Below are 18,957 nucleotides of genomic sequence, written 5' to 3'. Positions count from 1 at the left end.
TTCATCGTAAGCGTTCATGCTTTTACCCTCTTTCATATGTATTCGCAAAGGTTATTATAGCAAGGTTTTTCACGAATGTACAAAGACTTGCCTTTTGCCCGATTTCATAGGTTTTCCGGAGAAAAGTGACTTTTTCGTAATTTTGGTGACTTTGGATTGGTTTATTAAACACTTGTTACACACCAAATAATGGATTTTATTGTTAGGGTTTTAATTATTGTAGCAATCACTCCAATTATTTTAACAATCCAAATAAGAATTTTAGAAAAGCAATAAGAGAATGTTGAAGGCATAGTTAAAAATACATAATTCCTTCTTTTTTAGGAAAATTAATAAGTAATATATTTACGGAGGTAGGTAGATTTTAATTGAAAAAAATATGCTTTTTTCTATTTTTGATTCTAACTTTTCAAATGAGTAATGCATATGCTATTACGACTGATTTAGAAAAAATATATTTAGAAAATGGAGAATATACTGAGGTGAACAAAGCTATTCAAGAGGGAAAGACATCTTTTAAAAAGGACATTCCATTACCTACTCGACTTCCCCCAATTTCATTTACACATGTTTTCGCATCATTTAATCACAAGAGTTCACAATTAACTATATATTATTTGGATGAAAACAACGGGAAAAAACATTACACTTTAGCTATCATACCAAACGATAATGATATGTCATATCCAAACAATGCAAAGAAAGTTCATTTGGGAAATGGTCAGGAAATGGTTTATTTCAAAAGTGATGGCTTTATAACGTATAGAACTGTGGTGAATGATTTAGAATACACATTTATTGTAGATAAAGCAAGTAATGAATCGATTAATGTAAATGGAATCATGAAGATAATTAATTCCATGATCTGAAAAATCTTTAGCCTATGGTCAAAATATGAGTTATTTTTATTTTGGTGACTTAATAGTAATTCTTCAACCTGTGTTTTTAGGGCTTGATTAACGTTCTGTGTTGTACTTAGCTATACTACACCAGTGATTTCTTTATAAACTCAAAAACTATTTACCTCTGATTTTAAACTGTCAACAAATTCGTTAATTTGTTCCATTTTTACTCTTAGACATAGTGCAGGACCACTTTCTGATGCACTATGATTATTCTTCTCCCCTGCATCTAACACAAAAATTAATCTATAATAAGGCTCCCATTCATCCCTTTCATGTTCGGGCACTTGAAGGAAACCATGTCCAGGATAATAATAATTGCCAAATAGAGGAATGTGATAAATACACAAGCCTGGATCATGAGGTTCTAACATACTTAGATGCATAATATCGATTTGTTTTAAATCATCTAATAACTTTAAGAAATCTTTCTTTAAGCAAACGATTTTTGTATTCACCTCTGGAAAAGCAAGACCAGAGCGGAAATGAATGTGGAATTCTACACTCTCATCATTAACTAATTTCAAATTTATTTCAACTTCACAACTAGATTGACTAAAATAATCTTTTAATAAAGCCATAAATAATTCCCCTTTACTCTAATTAGCGTTTGGTTGTACTAGATAAATTACAACAATCCACAGTTACTATACCACATAGATTTTGTCATACTATATATGGACTACCAGGAAATACTGGTCTTTTTATAACTTTTAAAGTTCTTTTCACTACCGAAATCAGCAATCCCGTGTTTTTATAATCGAGATACAGCAATAAATGCTATAAATAGAAATTTAGTGATGCATAGCTAAGAAATAACAGAATGGATTTGGCAAGATTCCAGTGAACCACATAGACGTATTAGATTAGAGTTCACTCACCAATTCCCTATAGGCTATGGTATTTCAAAGAAGAGAAAGCAATAATATACTGACTTAACAAAGAGTTACCTCATTTTTGAAAAGTCTGGTTTGAGCAGGACACCCGTCTCCCCCTCTTTTCGTTATCGATGCTTGTCACACACCCAAAAATGGCTTTTAATCCGCACTAACAATTTAGCAGTTTCTAATTTAATAGGTATTAATCACAGTTTTCTATTTGTCTATGTACTTCTCCCTCCAAATTTCCTAGAATGGTAATATAAAGGGAGGATTTTTTATGAAGAAAAAATTAATTTTTAGTGCAGCATTCGTATTAAGCTTAGGATTAGCTGGATGTGAAAGCGATTCATCAAACGACGATAAGCCAAAAGGGAATGGTGCTAAAACCGAAGAGCATCAAAAAGTACTTGCTAAAACAACAGATGATGTAATTAAACATTTTAAAGATGATGGTTTAGACCTAGGAGAAATTTCGGACTTACCAAATGATGAATTTGGAAATATCCGAAAAGAAGGTAAACGAATTTTAATCCCTTCTCTTGGTGCTGATTCAGGTGGTCGAATATTTTTATTCGATAATGAGGAAAATCTAAAAAAAGCAAAGAGTTATTATGATGAATTAGGAAATTCCAGTCCTCTGTTTTATTCTCACACTCATCAAAGTGGAAAGTTCTTATTACAAATGAATGGTGATATGGAAGATAACGAATTTGCTAAGTATGCAGCTTCACTAGAAAAAGCTGTAACAGGTTCTACTAACATCGAAATAAACAAAGAAAGTAAAGCCAATAAAGCAGATAATTTAACAGAAGCGAATGCTGGTGAAATAGTGAAAGATGATTTTGCAGGTACATATACAATCACTGATTTGTATGAAGCACCAACTGAAAAATACAAAAGTGCTGATGTTGCATTTTCAATTGATGGAATAAAAACAGCTAAACTAGTTGCACGTGATCCAAAAATGATTGAAACAGATGCTGAAACAAATGTACTTATCCTATCTATAACAGGAGAAAATTTATCTGATGATACTTTAAGTTTCCATCCAAATTCGGCGAAAATGACTACTGATACAAAACGTCAAATCAATTCAATTGTTGAAATTTCTCATTTTGAGTCCGAATTTATTGGCAAAGTAATACAAAAAGGTGAAGTTATTTTTAATTTAGGAAAAGAAGGTTTAGAAAGTGTCAAAGAATTAAAATTTGTTTTTGATAGTGCTTCAAAAGATAACAGATTTATTGGTGAAAAAGTAACAGTAGTTGTACCAGTAAATAAAAAATAGTCACTCAATTGTACTTCACCCCAAAAGTTAGACTAAAAACCTATCTTTTGGGGTTCACTACAGTTAGATGTGACTCATAATATTATTTTCTATGTAATTTAATCCTTTTAATTCAATCTTGGCGTTATACAAGGAAACCGAAATTACTTTATTCTCTAGACATTCACGATAAATGCTCGCACCAGAAATAAACCCTTTTTCTTGGATCATTTCAACGATTTCTCCGAATGTTTGTTTGTCTATTTCAAAATCATAAAACTTAGGCTCTTCCTGATTATTTAAACCTTCTAGAATATCCAATATTAATTTTCCCTTATCCAAACAATATACCTCCAATCTATTTAATAATATAGAATAAAAGGTAACATTTGTCACATAATGACTCCATAAAAAAAGCCTCACAGTGCTAAATGTAAGGCTCGTCTAATACGATAAAACATTTAATTACGTTATATCAGCAAAAAATTGTATTTTCGTTTATAGTAGTTTGACTGAATTATAGTGAGTGAACACCACTACTTTATTTAGATCCATATGAAACTTTGAATTGACACATATACTGAAAATAAAAATAGCGCAATCATTAACAAACCATAAGCTTTTCTCTCTCTTTGAAATTCTTTAATTCCTAAAGTTAGAACAAATAAACCTAAGAAGAATATCATTAGGAAATTCAGTTGATAATCACGTGTGATAAGTCCATAAGCTGAGAGAGAGATTCCTATGATTGAAAAAACAATTTGTAAAATTTTCAGCATAATATCCACTCCTCTTAAATTCCATTTTTTATTTATCATACAATAAAAAAGAGGTTATGGAAATAACTGCATCTTTTTATTCATCCTCTTGTTAACTTTGGCGTCAGTGCGGTTTTTACACTAGAACCTCATTTGCTTCTTCTTCCCCTACCTCCCCCTCTTTTTCTAACATTTTTCCTTTTGTATCGTTTTCAAAAGTATCATACATTTTCTCTTTTATGAATAGTGCAGGAATTAACCCCATGAGTGCATAAGAAATACCTAACACAGCTAGTCCAAATCCAATGGATTGTGAGGTAGCGATAATTCCAATAAGGATTGGAGCTATAGCTGCACCGATTCTTCCCGTATTATAAGCCGCACCTACAGCAGTCCCTCTAATATAAGTCGGGAAGCTTTCACTTAAATAAGTCGCATTTACACCATACGGCGCTCCATATACGAAACCTAGAACAGTCATTAAAACAATGATGTTTCCTGGTGATTGATAAAAATATATGACTGGTAGCATGACCGCTGTAGATACTCCTGCGATTACGAATACCCAACGACGACCAATTACATTGGCAACCCAACCAGCAAGTGCTTTACCAAAAATCGATGCTGTATATGTTCCAATTAAATATCCTGTCATCTCTTTGAAATTAAAGCCTAATTCTTTCACTATATACGTCGGTAACCAAGTACCTACTCCGTAATATCCGAATTGCAATAAGGAAGAGGTTAATATCCATAAGAGAAAGATTGTAAAAACTTTCTTATCCCTAAACAACGCAAGCCATTCATTTGATTTCTTTACTTTTGATGTCTTAGCTTGTTTTTTAGCCAATCTCCAGCCAGTAGGTTCTGGTACTTTTACTCGAATATAGATCGCCACAACAACCGGGAAGATTGATAGTAAGAATAACGGTCTCCAACCATATTCAGGTAGAATCGCTCCCGCTAATAAAACCGCGACTAAATATCCTAATGAATAGGAAGAACCTAATACACCCATAATAGTTGCTCTATTTTTAACTTTTACATATTCAGCCATTAACATTGTCGCTAATGAATATTCCGCTCCCATACCAATTGCTGATATGAAACGTACAATAATAAATTGTTCATATGTTTGTACAAAAGCTAATAGAGCCGTTCCAACTGAGAATAATATCATCATATAGGTCATCATTTTAACGCGGCCAAAACGATCAGATAACCAACCTCCTAGAATTCCGCCAAGTGCCATCCCTAATAGCGAGCATGTACTGATCCAACCAGCAGCCTTCGTATCTAAGACGAATTCGTCAATTAGGCTCGGCATAACCAATGACAACATTTGGATATCCATACCATCAACTGTTAACCCTATAAAACTAGCTACAAATACAATTTTCCATAGATTTGAGTTTTTTTCCATAACATATCTCCTTCCGCATCCCTAGATTGTTTTGAAACAATTCTCTATAAGCAAAATGAAGATACTGCATAGAATGTTTTGGTAAAAAAAGGTATAATAGTATTGTTTTCTAGTTTAGAATTTCAAGTAGGGTAATATTATAGAGTGGAACACCGTTATGAGGATTGAACATATCCTACTTGTTTAACTCTGAATGATAATTTTTATTTTATTTAGAAACTAACGACACCAAAACAATTTATACGGTATTTATTACCTCCCCCTTTAAATAATTATACATTCCGAATTACTTTCTAACAATTCAGAAAAATAAGTTTTATTAGAGCGGATTAGCAGTCACCTAATGGAAAAAGTATGCTTATGTCACGAATGCTTTCACTAGTTAGCTAAAACATTTGTTATATAATAAAAGCCCTCTCCACTCATCTGCAGTAGGCATTATGTTTATATCCTACTGCGTTAAAATCTCCCGTACAACGTCCTAATACATACCGTAAAAAACTAAACTTTCAAAAGTCGAATTGCTGCAATATATTCCAAATTGAAACAATAATGGATTGTTTTTTCACAAATATCATAGTAAAATTTACTCAAGGTCATTAATCCTATTTTTTACATCAATTAACAATAATAGAAGGAAATCTACTTAAACCACTATTGTTATTTCATTATTTAGCAATAAAAATAATTTTAGGAGGAACATTTATGAAAAAATTAGCTACTTCAATTATCGTAGGTGCATTATTAATCGGTGGAACAATGAGCATACCAACGCCAACAGAGGCCGCAGCGAAAAAATACAAAAATTGTACAGAGTTAAATAAGGACTACAAAGGTGGCGTTGCTAAAGATGCCAATGTGAAAAATAAAGGTGGAAAAACAAAATACGCACCTTTTGTATCAGCTGAACTATATAAAGCAAATGCTTCGAAAGATCGTGACAAAGATGGTATTGCTTGCGAGAGATAAATTTTGTAATTCGCATACCTTAAATTCACTTCCCTACTTGATGATCAACCCTCAAAACGTTAATCAATATCATATTGTATAAACGTTTTTAGGTTCAAGTTGGTTCAAATCAGCTTGAACCCTATAAAAAGGGGGTATTTTTCTGAGATAATAAAAAATACATTGATATTATCTCAGTGTAACTACTAGTGGGAAAGGAGTTTATAGGTGGAAAAAGAGAGTGATCGTTTATATTTTATCGATAATTTAAAAATAGCTTTAATTATGCTTGTAGTAGCTCACCATGCTGGATAAGCTTATGGACCAGGTGGTTGGTGGTTTTTTTTGGATGATGAATCTATCAATTGGTTAGGCAGATTTTTCTCTGTAAATGCAGCATTTTTTATGAGTTTGTTTTTCTTTTTATCAGCCTATTTTCTCCCCCAATCAACCTCAAGAAAAGGGCCAAAACGGTTTTTAAAAGAACGGCTTATTAGAATTGGTATTCCATTACTACTGGGATTTCTCGTGATGATTCCAATTCTGATGTATTTATATTACATTAATTTCAGAGATTATGAACCCATCCCATTTTTTTCTTACTATGTTAATATATTTTTTGGACTTGGTAATGAACCTGCGAATTGGACTGGGCCATCATGGCCTGATATGCAATTTGGCCATTTATGGTTTTTAGAGCATTTACTTGTGTATGCGATTGTGTTTTCGGTCTGGACCTTCTTTACATCTAAGAAATTCACACAAAAGTCTGATAGAAACATTAAGGTTTATCAGATTCTCTCCCTATGGTTGGTCGTTAGTTTAGTGACTTTTATTACAAGGATATGGTTTCCTATTGATCATTGGACAGCTTTTTTAGGAATTTTTCAAACTGAATTTGCACATGTACCACAGTATGTGAGTTTCTTTTGTTTAGGCATTATGGCTTATCATCGCAAATGGTTTTTAACTATGAGTGCGAGAGCAGGATACATCTGGCTTGTTATTGGAATATTAATAGTGACCATTTTGTATTTTGGAGGAAATACGATAGATCCTTTTCTTTTAAAGGGTGGACAAAACTTCGGTTCGTTGGCTCGATCATTAATTGAGACGTTACTGTGTATTTCACTTGTAATCGGTCTTCTAATTTTATTTAGAGAGACAGTTAACGGCACTAATCGTTGGTCAAAGATGTTAGCAAACAATGTATTTGTTGTTTATTTCATCCATGTCCCAGTAGTTGTCTTCCTTCAATATAAATTGAATGACCTACAAATATCAGTCTGGACTAAATTTCTCATAACGGTATTTTTAGGAATCATTCTAAGCTTTTTGCTAAGTCATTTTGTATGGCGAAAGATTCCATACCTCAAAAAAATGATGTAAAAGGAAATAATTTTTAGATAAGTGAAAAAGCCAGCATGTATTCAATACACTTAGAATATATCTGTATATTTCTCAAAACGTAAATAGGATTCTCTTCATTATTATAGGATTGAAAGTGAAAAGCACAGAGAGTTCTGTGCTTTTTACGTGTCATTATTCCGAAATCTAATCGTTAACTGAATAAATTGGTTATACTATTTCCTTTAAAAAATAAGACTATGTCTCCAATTGCCCCAATACAAAAAAATACAAAATAATAACTTGCAATCGTCACCTTTTTATTAAATATTTCCTTGAGCGCTTGAATAAACAACTCGTCAAACCTAAACCAACTTAATATCCAACTCGTTAAAAGAAAACTTATAATCATCATTTCCTTTTGCTCCCCTAGTTATATAAACCTTTTTGTTTATTGATTTCTTAAATCTTTTGCACAACAACAGCTTTTGAAAACGGAAATGTATAAAAATATTGCTTTATTTCAACGCGATTGGAAACTGAATTCAATATTTGAATGTATTCAGCAGTTTTACTGAAATCAGAAATGACTAATCGACCATTTGGCCTTAAAACTCGCCACATTTCAAAAATCGCCTTCCTTCTCCCTTCTACACTTTTAATGTTATGAACTACGAAATTTGAGACAACAACATCGAAACTTCCGTCCGAAAATGGCATTTCCCGAGCGTCAGCATCCACAATGTCGATTTCTGCCACATTTTCAGCAACCCTATTAGCTCGTAGTTTAGCTTTCCCATTCCCTCCCAAATCCCATTTTGACCAAACATCAGCGGCTGTCACCTTACAACCCCTTTGAGATGCGGATATAGCTAAAAGTCCACGACCTGTTCCAACATCAAGAAGTTCATCACCTGATTTAGCTTGCGCAAGATTCAAAATCACTTCTCTGTGTGCGATTTTGATTGTTGTTGAGTATGTAAACATCCAAAGGCCCGTCACAAGACATATCAAACCATAACTTAATACAAATCCATTGACTGAACTAAACACACCAGATAACGTAAATATCAGCCCGATAATAATTAAAATGGCAACCCAAAATGGGGCGTCAACCCCATATCGCATGGTAATTTTCATTTATCTTGACCTCCTTCGTTTCCCTTGCATACAAATAGCAATACATAGTGTTTTCAATAAAAAGAACGTTTTGTTGCACACCATTTTTCCATATTATAATATTAATACCTTTTTATTTTAAATAAAATTCTTGTTCATAATTGTATAGATAGTTTATGTTCATTAGTTTACTTCTCAAAAAACTAAATCTAGGAACAAAAATAGGATAAATGTTGCTGTTTGCTTTCTCTATTGCAAAATCCGCTTCATTTATCCTTAGATTTTTTACATTTCTATTACTGAATTTCTATTTGTATGGTTGCATACACTTACTGGCTTAGTTGCATGGCCATTGTCATCTGTACACCAAGACTGCGATTGGAATGCGAGGAATATACCTACCCATCTATTTTCATCTTCGAAATGAATGAATACACCACCATCTTGCCATATCCCATCGTCTTTTCTAAAATCCCTACTATTTCCTTGATTCATATGAATATCATGAATGCCTCTACCCGGAGAAAACCCGAAATATTTATCTTTTTGATCTTCAGTTTTAAATTTTTCTCCGTAAGCATAAACTGTCGCTTTTTTAGCCATAGCCTCTTGCATATATTTATTAACTTTTTCATTTAAGTCATTGTCTGGTCCATTTTTGGTTGCAGGGAGAGGAATCATTTTTTGGGGATCAAATAAGCCACCACGAATATAATCCAATGCAATTTCACGATTTTCATTCGTAACTTCTGTAAATCCTTCTTCGTAATTTGGAATAATAGTTATTTGTTTTGAGTTGAAATCTTCACTAACAAAATATAGGACTTCTGAAGGCTGTACCTTAGAGGCAACATTGATCGCAATCCGATAATCCTCCTCACTTTTATCCTTCTTTGTTGCTCGAATATGCACTTCGTAATGAGGCGTCTTATCATATGAATCCACAGGTCTAACGTCAACAACTTTACCTTTGAGCACTCCATATTTGAATAAGGGCATGGACTATTACCTCCTATAAAGTTATGCTAATAAAACCTTCTACCAAGATTAAGTACATCTTGGAAGCATCATTACAAGCTCAAACCTTCTATTCGTATAATCAATCACCATATGCCATTCTTAGCAATAACACTATCTTTTCGTTGCGGTTTACCTGTTTTCGTCCATGATCGATTTCCAGTAAACGATGTTGTATGATAAATCATTAATAATGTTACAGTCACTTCAAGTATTTGAGATAACCGTCATCCCTCTCCAGTATATTCTTTTTCTTCATCATTCATTTCTAATGTCGTAAAATCAAACTTCTCCATTTGTCTAAACTTTCAATTTATCCCCTCCCACAAATAATTTATTTTTTCTTATTAATTCTATAAACTTCCAATAACTCCTTCTACTTCAACTAAACTTCATCGCTACTTTGAAGTATCAAATCTTTTCGAAAAACTAAAAAGAAGCAGCCTTTCGACTCCTTCCACATTTGTTTCCGACTCTAAATATCGTTGTACTGGAATATGCTTACTAATTGCTCATACAACAAAACTTATAATAAGTACTAAACCCCATACAGAACTGTAGCGAGTGACCATGCTACAGCTTTTTATTTTATACTATTTTCAAGTATGAACTTTAACATATTAATAGTAATGTAAAGCAAATACACCTCCAAACCTACTAAGGGGCACTCTTATCCTAGTACCATTTTTATTATTCCCAAAAATCAAAATAATTCCTTCGAACAAATCTATTTAAGTGATGACCTAAAACCAACCATTTACAAACTACTTTACAAAAGCAATTTGCTTCAAAAACGACTAAAAAATTGTTGATTTTTCCCGTTTTTTGTTTTATATTAACAATATCCATGTGCTGTTTAACAGGTAACTGTTAGGCAGCTTTTTAATTACCAGCGTGCAACAATTACTGATATACCATACTATAATGAGTGACTCATATATTATCCTTTATGCTTTTGAACCCGGCCATCATCTGGCATACACAGATCATTCACTAACCGTTTCAGCCTCTGAATCATCACTTATCCGCTAATACCAAGCGTTCATGCAACGGCAACTTTTTTGAACATTTGGCACCTCTACCTGTTGCAATCCTTTCATAATACTATCCACTATTTTCTGACTTATCTATAGTAGTTCTAAACCCATGCTCTTTTAATGGCTACATCGTTATTTTCAAAACCACATTTGTTTCCCCTTGCTCCGATAGCTTCGAAGATTGCCTTGCCATGCTTGTTAGTCGTTAATACACGCCGTTGTCATGGCCGAATAATTGTAATTGATTTATGTTACAATCTCCTGAAAATTATCTAAAGTATTTCGTGGAATATTGACAAATAAAGGAGTTGTTTTAAGTGTCTTCAAAAAAAGTTTCTATCGGTCTTACACAATTTACAGATTTTACTTTCAAAGGCGTTACAGGTAAAACTTCAATGGTTAGACAAATAAAATATCAAGATGAATACAATCCCGCTTTTGATTACTGGAAAACGTTACGGGATGGCATCCGAAAATTTCATGAGAACGAATTTAGTAACGATTACCTGCTTTCACTTGCTAACAAAGTTGCTCAAGCTAAACAAAAAAATTACCTGGAAGCAGTCAAAGCATATTTGAAATTTATTAAAAATAAAGAAATTGAATGGTTTGACCCTGGCAAATCCAATTGGTGTAGCGAATATTTAACTGTCCGTTCGTCACCAGAACTAGGATTAAAGATTGATGGTGTTCCACACTTAATCAAGTTATATTTCAAAGGGAAGGACGAACGAATTGATAAAAATAAATGCCGCTCATCTTTGACACTATTAAAACAATCAGATTTCACCATTGAGCATTCACCTGATATAAAGCCGGCAATTTTAAATGTCCAAAAAGGTAGGTTAATTTCAGATGAACCCTCTACTGAGGACCATCTAATTGCACTTGAATCCGAAGCAGCACAATTTATGATTATTTGGAATAAAATTTAATCAAATTGGAGCCCTTTATATCAGAAGATATTTTTTAGCACTAAATGGTGATGCGTCTGTGCGTTCCATCTAACCCTGTAATTTTTTAAAAATCTATTTTACAGGCTATGAACTATACAAAAAAACTATCTTGTCATATTAATAGTAATGTAAAGCTAATTTAGCCTTACACCTCCGAATCTTGTTACTAAGGGTCACTCCTATCCCAAGTGACCCTTTTTCTAGTTTCTTCCCTCATATTGTGCAGTAATTGATTCAATCTATATTTTCAAATATCTACTAATTATGTTATCCTTTTATAAGTTCATAACCTAAATATTAGGGGTTACTAGGCGATGAAAACGCATTCGACACTTGGGTATATCATACTAATTTTAGGCATCATGTTATTTTCAAACGGGTGAAGCAGATTATCTGGCACCTTCGGATATAGTTCATTCATTCCAAATAACTCTGTTGCACTACTATACATTTCTATAGGGCTTTCTGTAATGTTCATTTCATACTTTATAAAACTCCAAAAAAATCAATAATTTTACTGAACAATATTTTTCTCTTTTATGAATAAAACGGGGTATAAGTTCAATGTTTTCATAAATAATGAATCGGAGGAATTATAATGGTAATTAGACGTGCAAAAGTTCAAGATTGTCATCTATTAAGTAATTTGGCTTATAAGTCAAAAGCCTATTGGGGCTATACAGAAGATTTTCTACAACAGTGTAAAGATGATTTAACTGTAACAAAAGAGTACATAGAAGAAAATCCAGTTTACGTAATGGAAAGTGACAATAAAATAGTAGCATTTTATAGCTTTACTATTCATAAAAAGAAATTAGATACCTTATTCATAGACCCTGATTATATCGGTAAAGGATTAGGGAGAATGATCTGGGACCATTTATTAACTAAAGCGAAGGAGTTAGGAATAAGCGAGTTTACTCTTGATAGTGATCCTAACGCGGAAGGATTTTATTTAAAAATGGGCGCGAAGACTATTGGCTTTACGACATCTACTGTGTTCCCTGACCGTCATCTTCCTTTAATGAAAGTTAGTGTTTTTAATTAAATAAGAAGTAAAAACCAAGGCAGCAATTAAGCAATCTTGGTTTTTACATTTTATGAAGGTATAGACTAAGGAAACGTACCTGTTTCATCAGGAGCTAATGTCATCTGCCCGATGATCTTCCTGCGCATTACCACTATAAAAATTGGCTTCAATCCTTGATCAAAGCCCCTCCAGTAGTAAACTGATGTTTATCGTCGATTACTTCCATAAAACCTTTTAATTGGATAATAGGATTATCAATTGCTAACAAAGATTGATCCCCCATACCCTCAAACGGCATAAACACATTTAAAGTAACCTTTTCCCCTGGTTGAATATTTAATTTGTTTCCGTTAGCTTCAACCTTATATTCATTACCTTTATAAGCATTTTCCCCTTCCTTAATCATGAACGAAACAAAAACATTATTTTGCTTTATCACGTAATCACTATCATTTATCAATTTTATAGAATATGATAGTCCTTCTTTTAGAGTTTCCTTGTCAATTAGCTCTAACTAAACTTTTTGTATATCATTTAACGTGAACTCCTTTTCACTATCGCAACCTGCTAATAATATTAAAATAAAGATAAAAGAAGATAATACTTTAAGTCTCAAGGAAATTCCCCCATTACTTTTTGTTTTTTCAGCAATAGATTCCAAAGAAAAAGATTAATCATCTTTTTTTAATTAAGTAATTTTTCGATTTCCTTTAACATACGTATAATCTCCTCAATTACAAGCTCTGGTTCATCATGATGTATATAATGTCCACTATGACTAGCAATCCGAAACTTGCTTGACGTTGACAGCTTTTTGAATTCTGCTTGGAGATTTTGTTCAATTTCCAATATCTTTTGAGATGGCCATCCCTCTTCCCCACTTTCAGGTAAACCTCTTGCAATAATTGTGAGAGGAAGGTCAATTTGTCTTGTATGATCAGCTATTTGCTTATAGCTCTGCATTTTATCAATATTTTCACTATTCAACGAAGGGTTTTCTAAATATTCTCTATTTCCTGCAACCAAATTTTCCGGCAAAACCTGTTCATACGCAAGTTCTTTAAATTCCGGTGCAGCGTCAACCAAAATCATGCCGCAAATGTCGAGTGGATAAAGACTGGCATACAGTCTTGCAATTAAACCACCAAAAGAATGCCCTACTAGTATATATGGCTTCTTTACATCAAGTTCTTGCAACAATTCTGAAAGCTCCTCGACCAAATCATGACAAGTCTGCGGAACAGCTGCCACTGAACTTCTACCAATACCTGCTCTCGTGTAGGACAAAGTTGACGTTACATCCGATATTCGGTCTTGAACCTTTTTCCATGTCTTAAAATTATCGCCTAATCCAGCTATAAAGATGACACTCGGAGCAGTGGTACGTTGATATTTTGTATATAGACCACGATTATCAGCGATATTGATTATCTTGTTATTATGTTTATTCACTTTTTATCACCTATTCCAATTATAAGCTTTAAATTACTTATATTTCCATGATAATTTTTAGAGCCCCAAATGATTTTTCATCATTCAAAACTCCGAGTCATGAACAACGTAACTTTCAACTCGTATTCCTTATCACGTATAATTAACGCCACTATGTTTAATTTCGGGTAATGCTTTAAGCCTAAATTCTTACAGAAAATTAGACCTTTTCCTTTTATGATTATGTTTGTGTTTTGACAAGGACAAGTTAATGGCAAAAAAATTAGGCTTTTTCTCTCTTTTAAACAACTTATTATTGCATGAATTGTAAATATCAGTTAATATTACATTATACGTTATATCGCCAAACGTAATAAACTTTTAAAAGGAGGTATTGTATGAAAAAAGATAGATTTTCAGAGCCTTCACTGTTTATTTTGATTAGTCTGGCAGAAAAAGATTGTCATGGCTATGCAATTATGGAGGATATTGAAAAAAATTATTGTATTAAGTTAGGTGCTGGAACTTTATACGGAGCAATTACACGTTTAGAAAAAGCAGGCTATATTCAAGTGCTTGCCTCAAATGATCGCAAAAAACCTTACAGGCTAACAGATGCCGGCCGTGAATATTTAAGCAACCAAATTAAAGATATCCAAGCAATAACTACACTTGGCGCAAAAAGGCTTGGGCTTATATGAAGTGGTTAATTTATTTGTATCCAAGAAGTTGGAGAAAACGATATGGCGATGAATTATTTGATCTACTAGAACAAAAAGATTGGACATTCTTTTTGACGATTGATTTACTCAGAGGTATAGTTGATGCTTGGAAAATTGAAATAAATGAACGAGAAGTTTTTGGTATTCGAATGAGCAATGTATTATTGCTTGTCGGTTTGATTAATATACTTATTATTCTACAATATAGAACATCACAGGAGGTTATTTTCATGGAACAAATTGCGTTAATCATTGCAATGGTATCGTTTTTCTTAGCAGTATCTATTTTCATTGTGCATCTTTTTAAAGAAGGATTACAAAAAGCTTTTTCAATTAGCACTAAATTATCAAAAATGAGTCTCGGTTTTATGGGCTTATATGGATTAAGTATTATAGCTTTTTTGGTACTAACTAATTAACCATCGCTAGAAAATTCTTGAACATAAAAACTAATTACAATTAATAAAGCATAAAGCGTATTCGATTAATCCCGAATACGCTTCTATTTTCTAATGGCGAATAAATTAAAATCACCTTATTTTTTAATTATCCTTCGCCAATTCTAATTTTCCTTTTATGTAAATAATTCGAATAAAATAAAACGATTAATACTAGACCTACAATAAATGATACATTCCCTATTTTCAGGAAAACTAACTGTGTATAATTGTCTAATGGAGTCAATTGGAAAATAAAATATAGCGTCAAAGGTATTCCAACTAAAGAAACTAATAATATGTTTTTATTTTTCCAATAACCAAATAAAGTTTTTATGAAATAGGTGAAAAAAATCCAAAGACTAAAAACGATTAAAGCATGCGATATTCTATTAGCTAATTGTCCCTTTAGTACCGTAAAAAAAGAATAGAAAACACGACTACTGTAACAAAAGGAGCAAACACAATTAACTTATCCATTCGTTTAATTGGTAATTGTAACTTTGAATCAGGCACCAAAGAAAATGACGCTCTGTGTAAATATAAAAATAAACAAGCAATCATGATCAACCCTAAATATACCAATATAATTCCTTCCTTCAGTCCTTTATCCGAATAAAGGAAACTTATTTTTGCTAAAAACATAGAATATTATACTAAAATATAGAACGTTATACCATATATATTGCAACAATGCTCTATCATTTTTGTTATTAGAATTTTGGTTATTTTAAGCAATTGTTCAGCGAAATGCGCGTATTCTAAGTTCATTATGTAATCATTTACACTATAACTCGTCTGCTGCTCACCTTGAATTACACAACACATAAAAAAAGCCCTTCACTGCTATGTAAAAGGCAAGGCAAGCAAAGCTGCTTAGTTTATAATAATTAATTAAGGACTTGCATGATTTCATTCAAAAAAGAAGGGAAGAGACCCCTTCCTTTTTATTAGTGAACAACCTTTTTATTGATTAGCTTGGTACTACCAAAAGCAATACCTAACGCTATTAAAGTAATAATAAGTGGCGGAATGAAGCTTGTATTTCCAAACACCACTTGTGAAGGTAAAGTCGACACCTCTTCCCATCGTATGCTAGGCATATAAAACACTGTTAATAGCATGCCTGATAGTACTTGCATTACTACAAATGCCAACGTAAAAACCCCTGCAAATAATAAGTATTTTTTCAAGCTAACCCCTCCTCCCTATCTATTACTACGACTTAAGTTCAAATAAGTTTCACAATATTCTATCTATTGCTAAGGACGATTTGTTTAGAGATTTTTCTGTAACACCTCTGTATCCTTGTATGGTGTTATTATCAATAGTTCAATTTCATTCCTTATTTAAGATGTGGACTAGTTTGTCTAGCTTCTCTACCTTTAGCGTCTATAACGTCTCGGCTATATTTATGTTATAATTTACATTAATTACATACTGAGGTGATATTGTGGAAAACAATAAATTGATTTGCAAGTCTTGTGGTAGTGATTCATTTTCTCAGGGGGAACTTAATGGTTATGCTACTTTAAAACCAGTTGATACATTTTTTTCCAATGGTTCTCCACTTATTTTTACACTGTGTCAGAATTGCGGAGAGGTATCTTCAATTAAGGTAAAAAAAACCCATAAGTTTATTAGTTCCATATAGTTTTTTGGGTCACTAGCCTGTAAGTGACCCTTTTTATTTAACTCAAAAATAAACGTGCAATTAGCCTCACCAGAACCTTTCACACATCTATATTGTACTGTTTATCAAAAATGAAATAGCAAAATCACGGAAACTATTTACGACAAATGAACTTTTTCTTTTTTTATTCCAAGCAATCCCTACTGTTTGAAAGCAGTCAGGATTTGAAATTTTCAATATTTTTACGTTGTCTAAATACTGATCTAAAAATGAATAGTTAAAAATAAAAGAGATTCCCTTTCCCTCATTCACCAATTGTAAAATAATCGATAAATCTTCACCTTCAAAGGCAATTTGCGGAGTAAAGCCCGCTTTTTCAAATAATTGATTTTCTGTTGTGCGAAAATTTTGTCCTGTTTCTGACAAAATAAACAGTTCATCCTTAGTCTCAATCAGTGAAACACTTTCTTTAGCAGCTAGTGGATGATTTTTTGGCACTACTAAAAAGACTTCTTCAGTAAATAATGGAACCCACTCTATTCTGTCATCTTTAATCGGATTAATAACGATCATTAAATCAATTTCGCCACTAATTATTTTTTGTAGAGCTAATTTATCTGGCAATACATATTGTCGGATTTTAACATTTGGACGCTTTTTATAAAAATCATAAAATAATTTTGGCAGTAGTTTTGAATTCATCACATTAATCGCTATACTATCTTCTCGTATATTCGCCAGTTCTTGAATTTCTGATTTCGCCTCTTGTAAATCATCTAAAGCCTTTTCCACCTTCTCATAAAAAATGCGTCCATATTCATTCAAACGAATAGATTTCCCTCTTCGATCAAAGAGTGGTACCCCGATATCATCCTCTAAACGAGCGATCGTTTTGCTTAATGAAGATTGCGAAACCTCTAGCTCCAAAGCAGCTTTCGACATATGTTCCAAACGGGCTACTACTATAAAATACTCTAATTGAGTTAATTGCATTATTAGTCACCTTCTTATGCTTATTACTATAAAGGAATAAGCTCATTCATTCAAAAATATTGAATAGGCATTTTACTGAAAGCTATACTACACATGAAAAGAAAAACCTACACATATGGGGAGGCAATAATATGAATGTTAAAGATTTTGAAGGTCGAGTTGTCTTAATCACTGGAGCAGCTACTGGTATTGGACGTGCTACAGCAATAGCTTTTGCACGTCGTGGCGCGAAAGTTGCTATTGGCGATGTTGATGACCGTGCACAAGAAACTGTAGAACTAGTTCAACAAGCAGGCGAAGAAGCTGTTTTCTTTAAAACAGATGTAACAAGTCCAGAGCAATTGAAATCACTTGTTGAAAAGACAGTAGAAAAATTTGGTGGATTACATCATGCATTCAACAATGCAGGCATTTTAAATAAACCAGCAAAATTCGTAGATATTGAAGAAGATACTTTTGATAAAGTAATGGCAGTGGACGTTAAAGGTGTATTCTTTGCAGTGAAACATGAACTTGAATATATGGTTGCTAATGGCGGTGGTACAATTGTAAACACAGCTTCAGTAGCTGGTGTCATTGCCGATCCAAATATGGCACCATACGTAACAGCAAAACATGCCGTAACTGGTTTAACAAAAGCAGCTGCAATTGACCACGCTCGAGACGGTATCCGAGTAAACGCTATCGCACCTGGTTTAACAGAAACACCAATGACTCAAATGTGGAAAGATAATCCTGAGGTTTGGAATGAGGTGGTTTCCAACGTTCCAATGGGGCGGGCTGCTAAACCAGAAGAAATTGCTGAAGTCGTTGTATTCCTTTCTTCAGACGCAGCAAGCTTCTGTAACGGTTATGTTTATGTTGCAGATGGCGGACAAGTTGCACACTAGTAAATAAACATTTTTTCAAAATAAACAATAAAATAGGCCAAGACGGAAGGTCTTGGTCTTATTTTTTATTCAAATACAATTTTGGTTCAAGCAACAACGAAAAACATATTATGGCAATAGAAAAACATGAACGGAATTCAATCCCCGTAAACGTACATGCCTTTCT

General features: G+C 33.0%; 19 protein-coding genes. 9 read left to right on the top strand and 10 right to left on the bottom strand.

Annotated features, from left to right (window positions below):
- Positions 1 to 368: 368 nt before the first annotated feature.
- A complete protein-coding gene (locus PVA17_RS06885; RefSeq protein WP_274067257.1) occupies positions 369 to 869 on the top strand; it encodes a hypothetical protein in 501 nt (166 codons plus the stop codon).
- A 140-nt stretch (positions 870 to 1,009) separates the two neighbouring features.
- Here the strand turns inward: PVA17_RS06885 and PVA17_RS06880 are convergent, their stop codons facing one another.
- Positions 1,010 to 1,483: a hypothetical protein gene (locus PVA17_RS06880; protein ID WP_274067256.1), complete on the bottom strand. Its 474-nt coding sequence runs from the start codon at positions 1,481 to 1,483 to the stop codon at positions 1,010 to 1,012.
- 577 nt (positions 1,484 to 2,060) lie between these two features.
- On the opposite strand from PVA17_RS06880, the gene PVA17_RS06875 reads away from it, so the two are divergent.
- Positions 2,061 to 3,071 carry a hypothetical protein gene (locus PVA17_RS06875; protein ID WP_274067255.1) on the top strand — a complete coding sequence of 337 codons (1,011 nt, stop codon included), beginning with the start codon at positions 2,061 to 2,063 and terminating at the stop codon, positions 3,069 to 3,071.
- A 63-nt stretch (positions 3,072 to 3,134) separates the two neighbouring features.
- Here PVA17_RS06875 and PVA17_RS06870 read toward each other — a convergent pair whose 3' ends face one another.
- The 3 genes from PVA17_RS06870 to PVA17_RS06860 form a co-directional block, all read right to left on the bottom strand.
- Positions 3,135 to 3,392 carry a YjcQ family protein gene (locus PVA17_RS06870; RefSeq protein ID WP_274067254.1) on the bottom strand — a complete coding sequence of 86 codons (258 nt, stop codon included), beginning with the start codon at positions 3,390 to 3,392 and terminating at the stop codon, positions 3,135 to 3,137.
- 203 nt (positions 3,393 to 3,595) lie between these two features.
- Complete coding sequence (locus tag PVA17_RS06865; protein ID WP_274067253.1) at positions 3,596 to 3,829, bottom strand: DUF3953 domain-containing protein; 234 nt, start codon at positions 3,827 to 3,829, stop codon at positions 3,596 to 3,598.
- 115 nt (positions 3,830 to 3,944) lie between these two features.
- Positions 3,945 to 5,231: an MFS transporter gene (locus tag PVA17_RS06860; RefSeq protein ID WP_274067252.1), complete on the bottom strand. Its 1,287-nt coding sequence runs from the start codon at positions 5,229 to 5,231 to the stop codon at positions 3,945 to 3,947.
- A gap of 759 nt (positions 5,232 to 5,990) precedes the next feature.
- Here PVA17_RS06860 and PVA17_RS06855 point away from each other — a divergent pair.
- Positions 5,991 to 6,200 (top strand): excalibur calcium-binding domain-containing protein, encoded by a 210-nt coding sequence (locus PVA17_RS06855; RefSeq protein WP_402936479.1) that lies wholly within the window; start codon positions 5,991 to 5,993, stop codon positions 6,198 to 6,200.
- Between the two features lie 324 nt (positions 6,201 to 6,524).
- Entirely contained in the window at positions 6,525 to 7,568 is a 1,044-nt protein-coding gene (locus PVA17_RS06850; RefSeq protein WP_337993597.1) for an acyltransferase family protein, read from the top strand.
- A 420-nt stretch (positions 7,569 to 7,988) separates the two neighbouring features.
- Here the strand turns inward: PVA17_RS06850 and PVA17_RS06845 are convergent, their stop codons facing one another.
- Positions 7,989 to 8,666 (bottom strand): class I SAM-dependent methyltransferase, encoded by a 678-nt coding sequence (locus PVA17_RS06845; RefSeq protein WP_274067251.1) that lies wholly within the window; start codon positions 8,664 to 8,666, stop codon positions 7,989 to 7,991.
- A gap of 264 nt (positions 8,667 to 8,930) precedes the next feature.
- On the bottom strand, positions 8,931 to 9,644 hold the full coding sequence (locus PVA17_RS06840; protein ID WP_274067250.1) for a YukJ family protein: 714 nt from the start codon (positions 9,642 to 9,644) through the stop codon (positions 8,931 to 8,933).
- Positions 9,645 to 11,016: 1,372 nt separating this feature from the next.
- Between PVA17_RS06840 and PVA17_RS06835 the strand changes: the two genes are divergently transcribed.
- Positions 11,017 to 11,634 carry a hypothetical protein gene (locus tag PVA17_RS06835; protein WP_274067249.1) on the top strand — a complete coding sequence of 206 codons (618 nt, stop codon included), beginning with the start codon at positions 11,017 to 11,019 and terminating at the stop codon, positions 11,632 to 11,634.
- A gap of 619 nt (positions 11,635 to 12,253) precedes the next feature.
- Entirely contained in the window at positions 12,254 to 12,703 is a 450-nt protein-coding gene (locus tag PVA17_RS06830; RefSeq protein ID WP_274067248.1) for a GNAT family N-acetyltransferase, read from the top strand.
- A 148-nt stretch (positions 12,704 to 12,851) separates the two neighbouring features.
- On the opposite strand, the gene PVA17_RS06825 is transcribed toward PVA17_RS06830, so the two are convergent.
- Together PVA17_RS06825 and PVA17_RS06820 are read right to left on the bottom strand one after the other, a co-directional pair.
- Positions 12,852 to 13,124, bottom strand: coding sequence for a hypothetical protein (locus PVA17_RS06825; protein ID WP_132358267.1), 273 nt, complete (start codon positions 13,122 to 13,124; stop codon positions 12,852 to 12,854).
- Positions 13,125 to 13,369: 245 nt separating this feature from the next.
- The gene (locus PVA17_RS06820) at positions 13,370 to 14,137 is read right to left on the bottom strand and encodes an alpha/beta fold hydrolase (protein WP_132358269.1); all 768 of its coding nucleotides are present in this window, start codon (positions 14,135 to 14,137) and stop codon (positions 13,370 to 13,372) included.
- Between the two features lie 377 nt (positions 14,138 to 14,514).
- On the opposite strand from PVA17_RS06820, the gene PVA17_RS06815 reads away from it, so the two are divergent.
- Together PVA17_RS06815 and PVA17_RS06810 are read left to right on the top strand one after the other, a co-directional pair.
- A complete protein-coding gene (locus PVA17_RS06815; RefSeq protein WP_132358271.1) occupies positions 14,515 to 14,817 on the top strand; it encodes a PadR family transcriptional regulator in 303 nt (100 codons plus the stop codon).
- Positions 14,814 to 15,257, top strand: coding sequence for a hypothetical protein (locus tag PVA17_RS06810; protein WP_132358273.1), 444 nt, complete (start codon positions 14,814 to 14,816; stop codon positions 15,255 to 15,257). The genes PVA17_RS06815 and PVA17_RS06810 overlap by 4 nt, the downstream gene beginning before the upstream one ends.
- A 968-nt stretch (positions 15,258 to 16,225) precedes the next feature.
- Here the strand turns inward: PVA17_RS06810 and PVA17_RS06805 are convergent.
- Both PVA17_RS06805 and PVA17_RS06800 read right to left on the bottom strand, forming a co-directional pair.
- Positions 16,226 to 16,468 carry a hypothetical protein gene (locus PVA17_RS06805; protein ID WP_274067247.1) on the bottom strand — a complete coding sequence of 81 codons (243 nt, stop codon included), beginning with the start codon at positions 16,466 to 16,468 and terminating at the stop codon, positions 16,226 to 16,228.
- 548 nt (positions 16,469 to 17,016) lie between these two features.
- The gene (locus PVA17_RS06800) at positions 17,017 to 17,901 is read right to left on the bottom strand and encodes a LysR family transcriptional regulator (protein ID WP_132358281.1); all 885 of its coding nucleotides are present in this window, start codon (positions 17,899 to 17,901) and stop codon (positions 17,017 to 17,019) included.
- A 131-nt stretch (positions 17,902 to 18,032) separates the two neighbouring features.
- On the opposite strand from PVA17_RS06800, the gene PVA17_RS06795 reads away from it, so the two are divergent.
- Entirely contained in the window at positions 18,033 to 18,791 is a 759-nt protein-coding gene (locus PVA17_RS06795; RefSeq protein WP_274067246.1) for an SDR family NAD(P)-dependent oxidoreductase, read from the top strand.
- Positions 18,792 to 18,957 lie beyond the last annotated feature (166 nt).

The organism is Lysinibacillus sp. CNPSo 3705 (genome assembly GCF_028674935.1).
In the GTDB taxonomy this organism is placed as follows: Bacteria; Bacillota; Bacilli; order Bacillales_A; family Planococcaceae; genus Lysinibacillus.
Note: the sequence above shows the minus strand (reverse complement) of the source record. Positions and strands in the feature narration are given on the sequence as shown.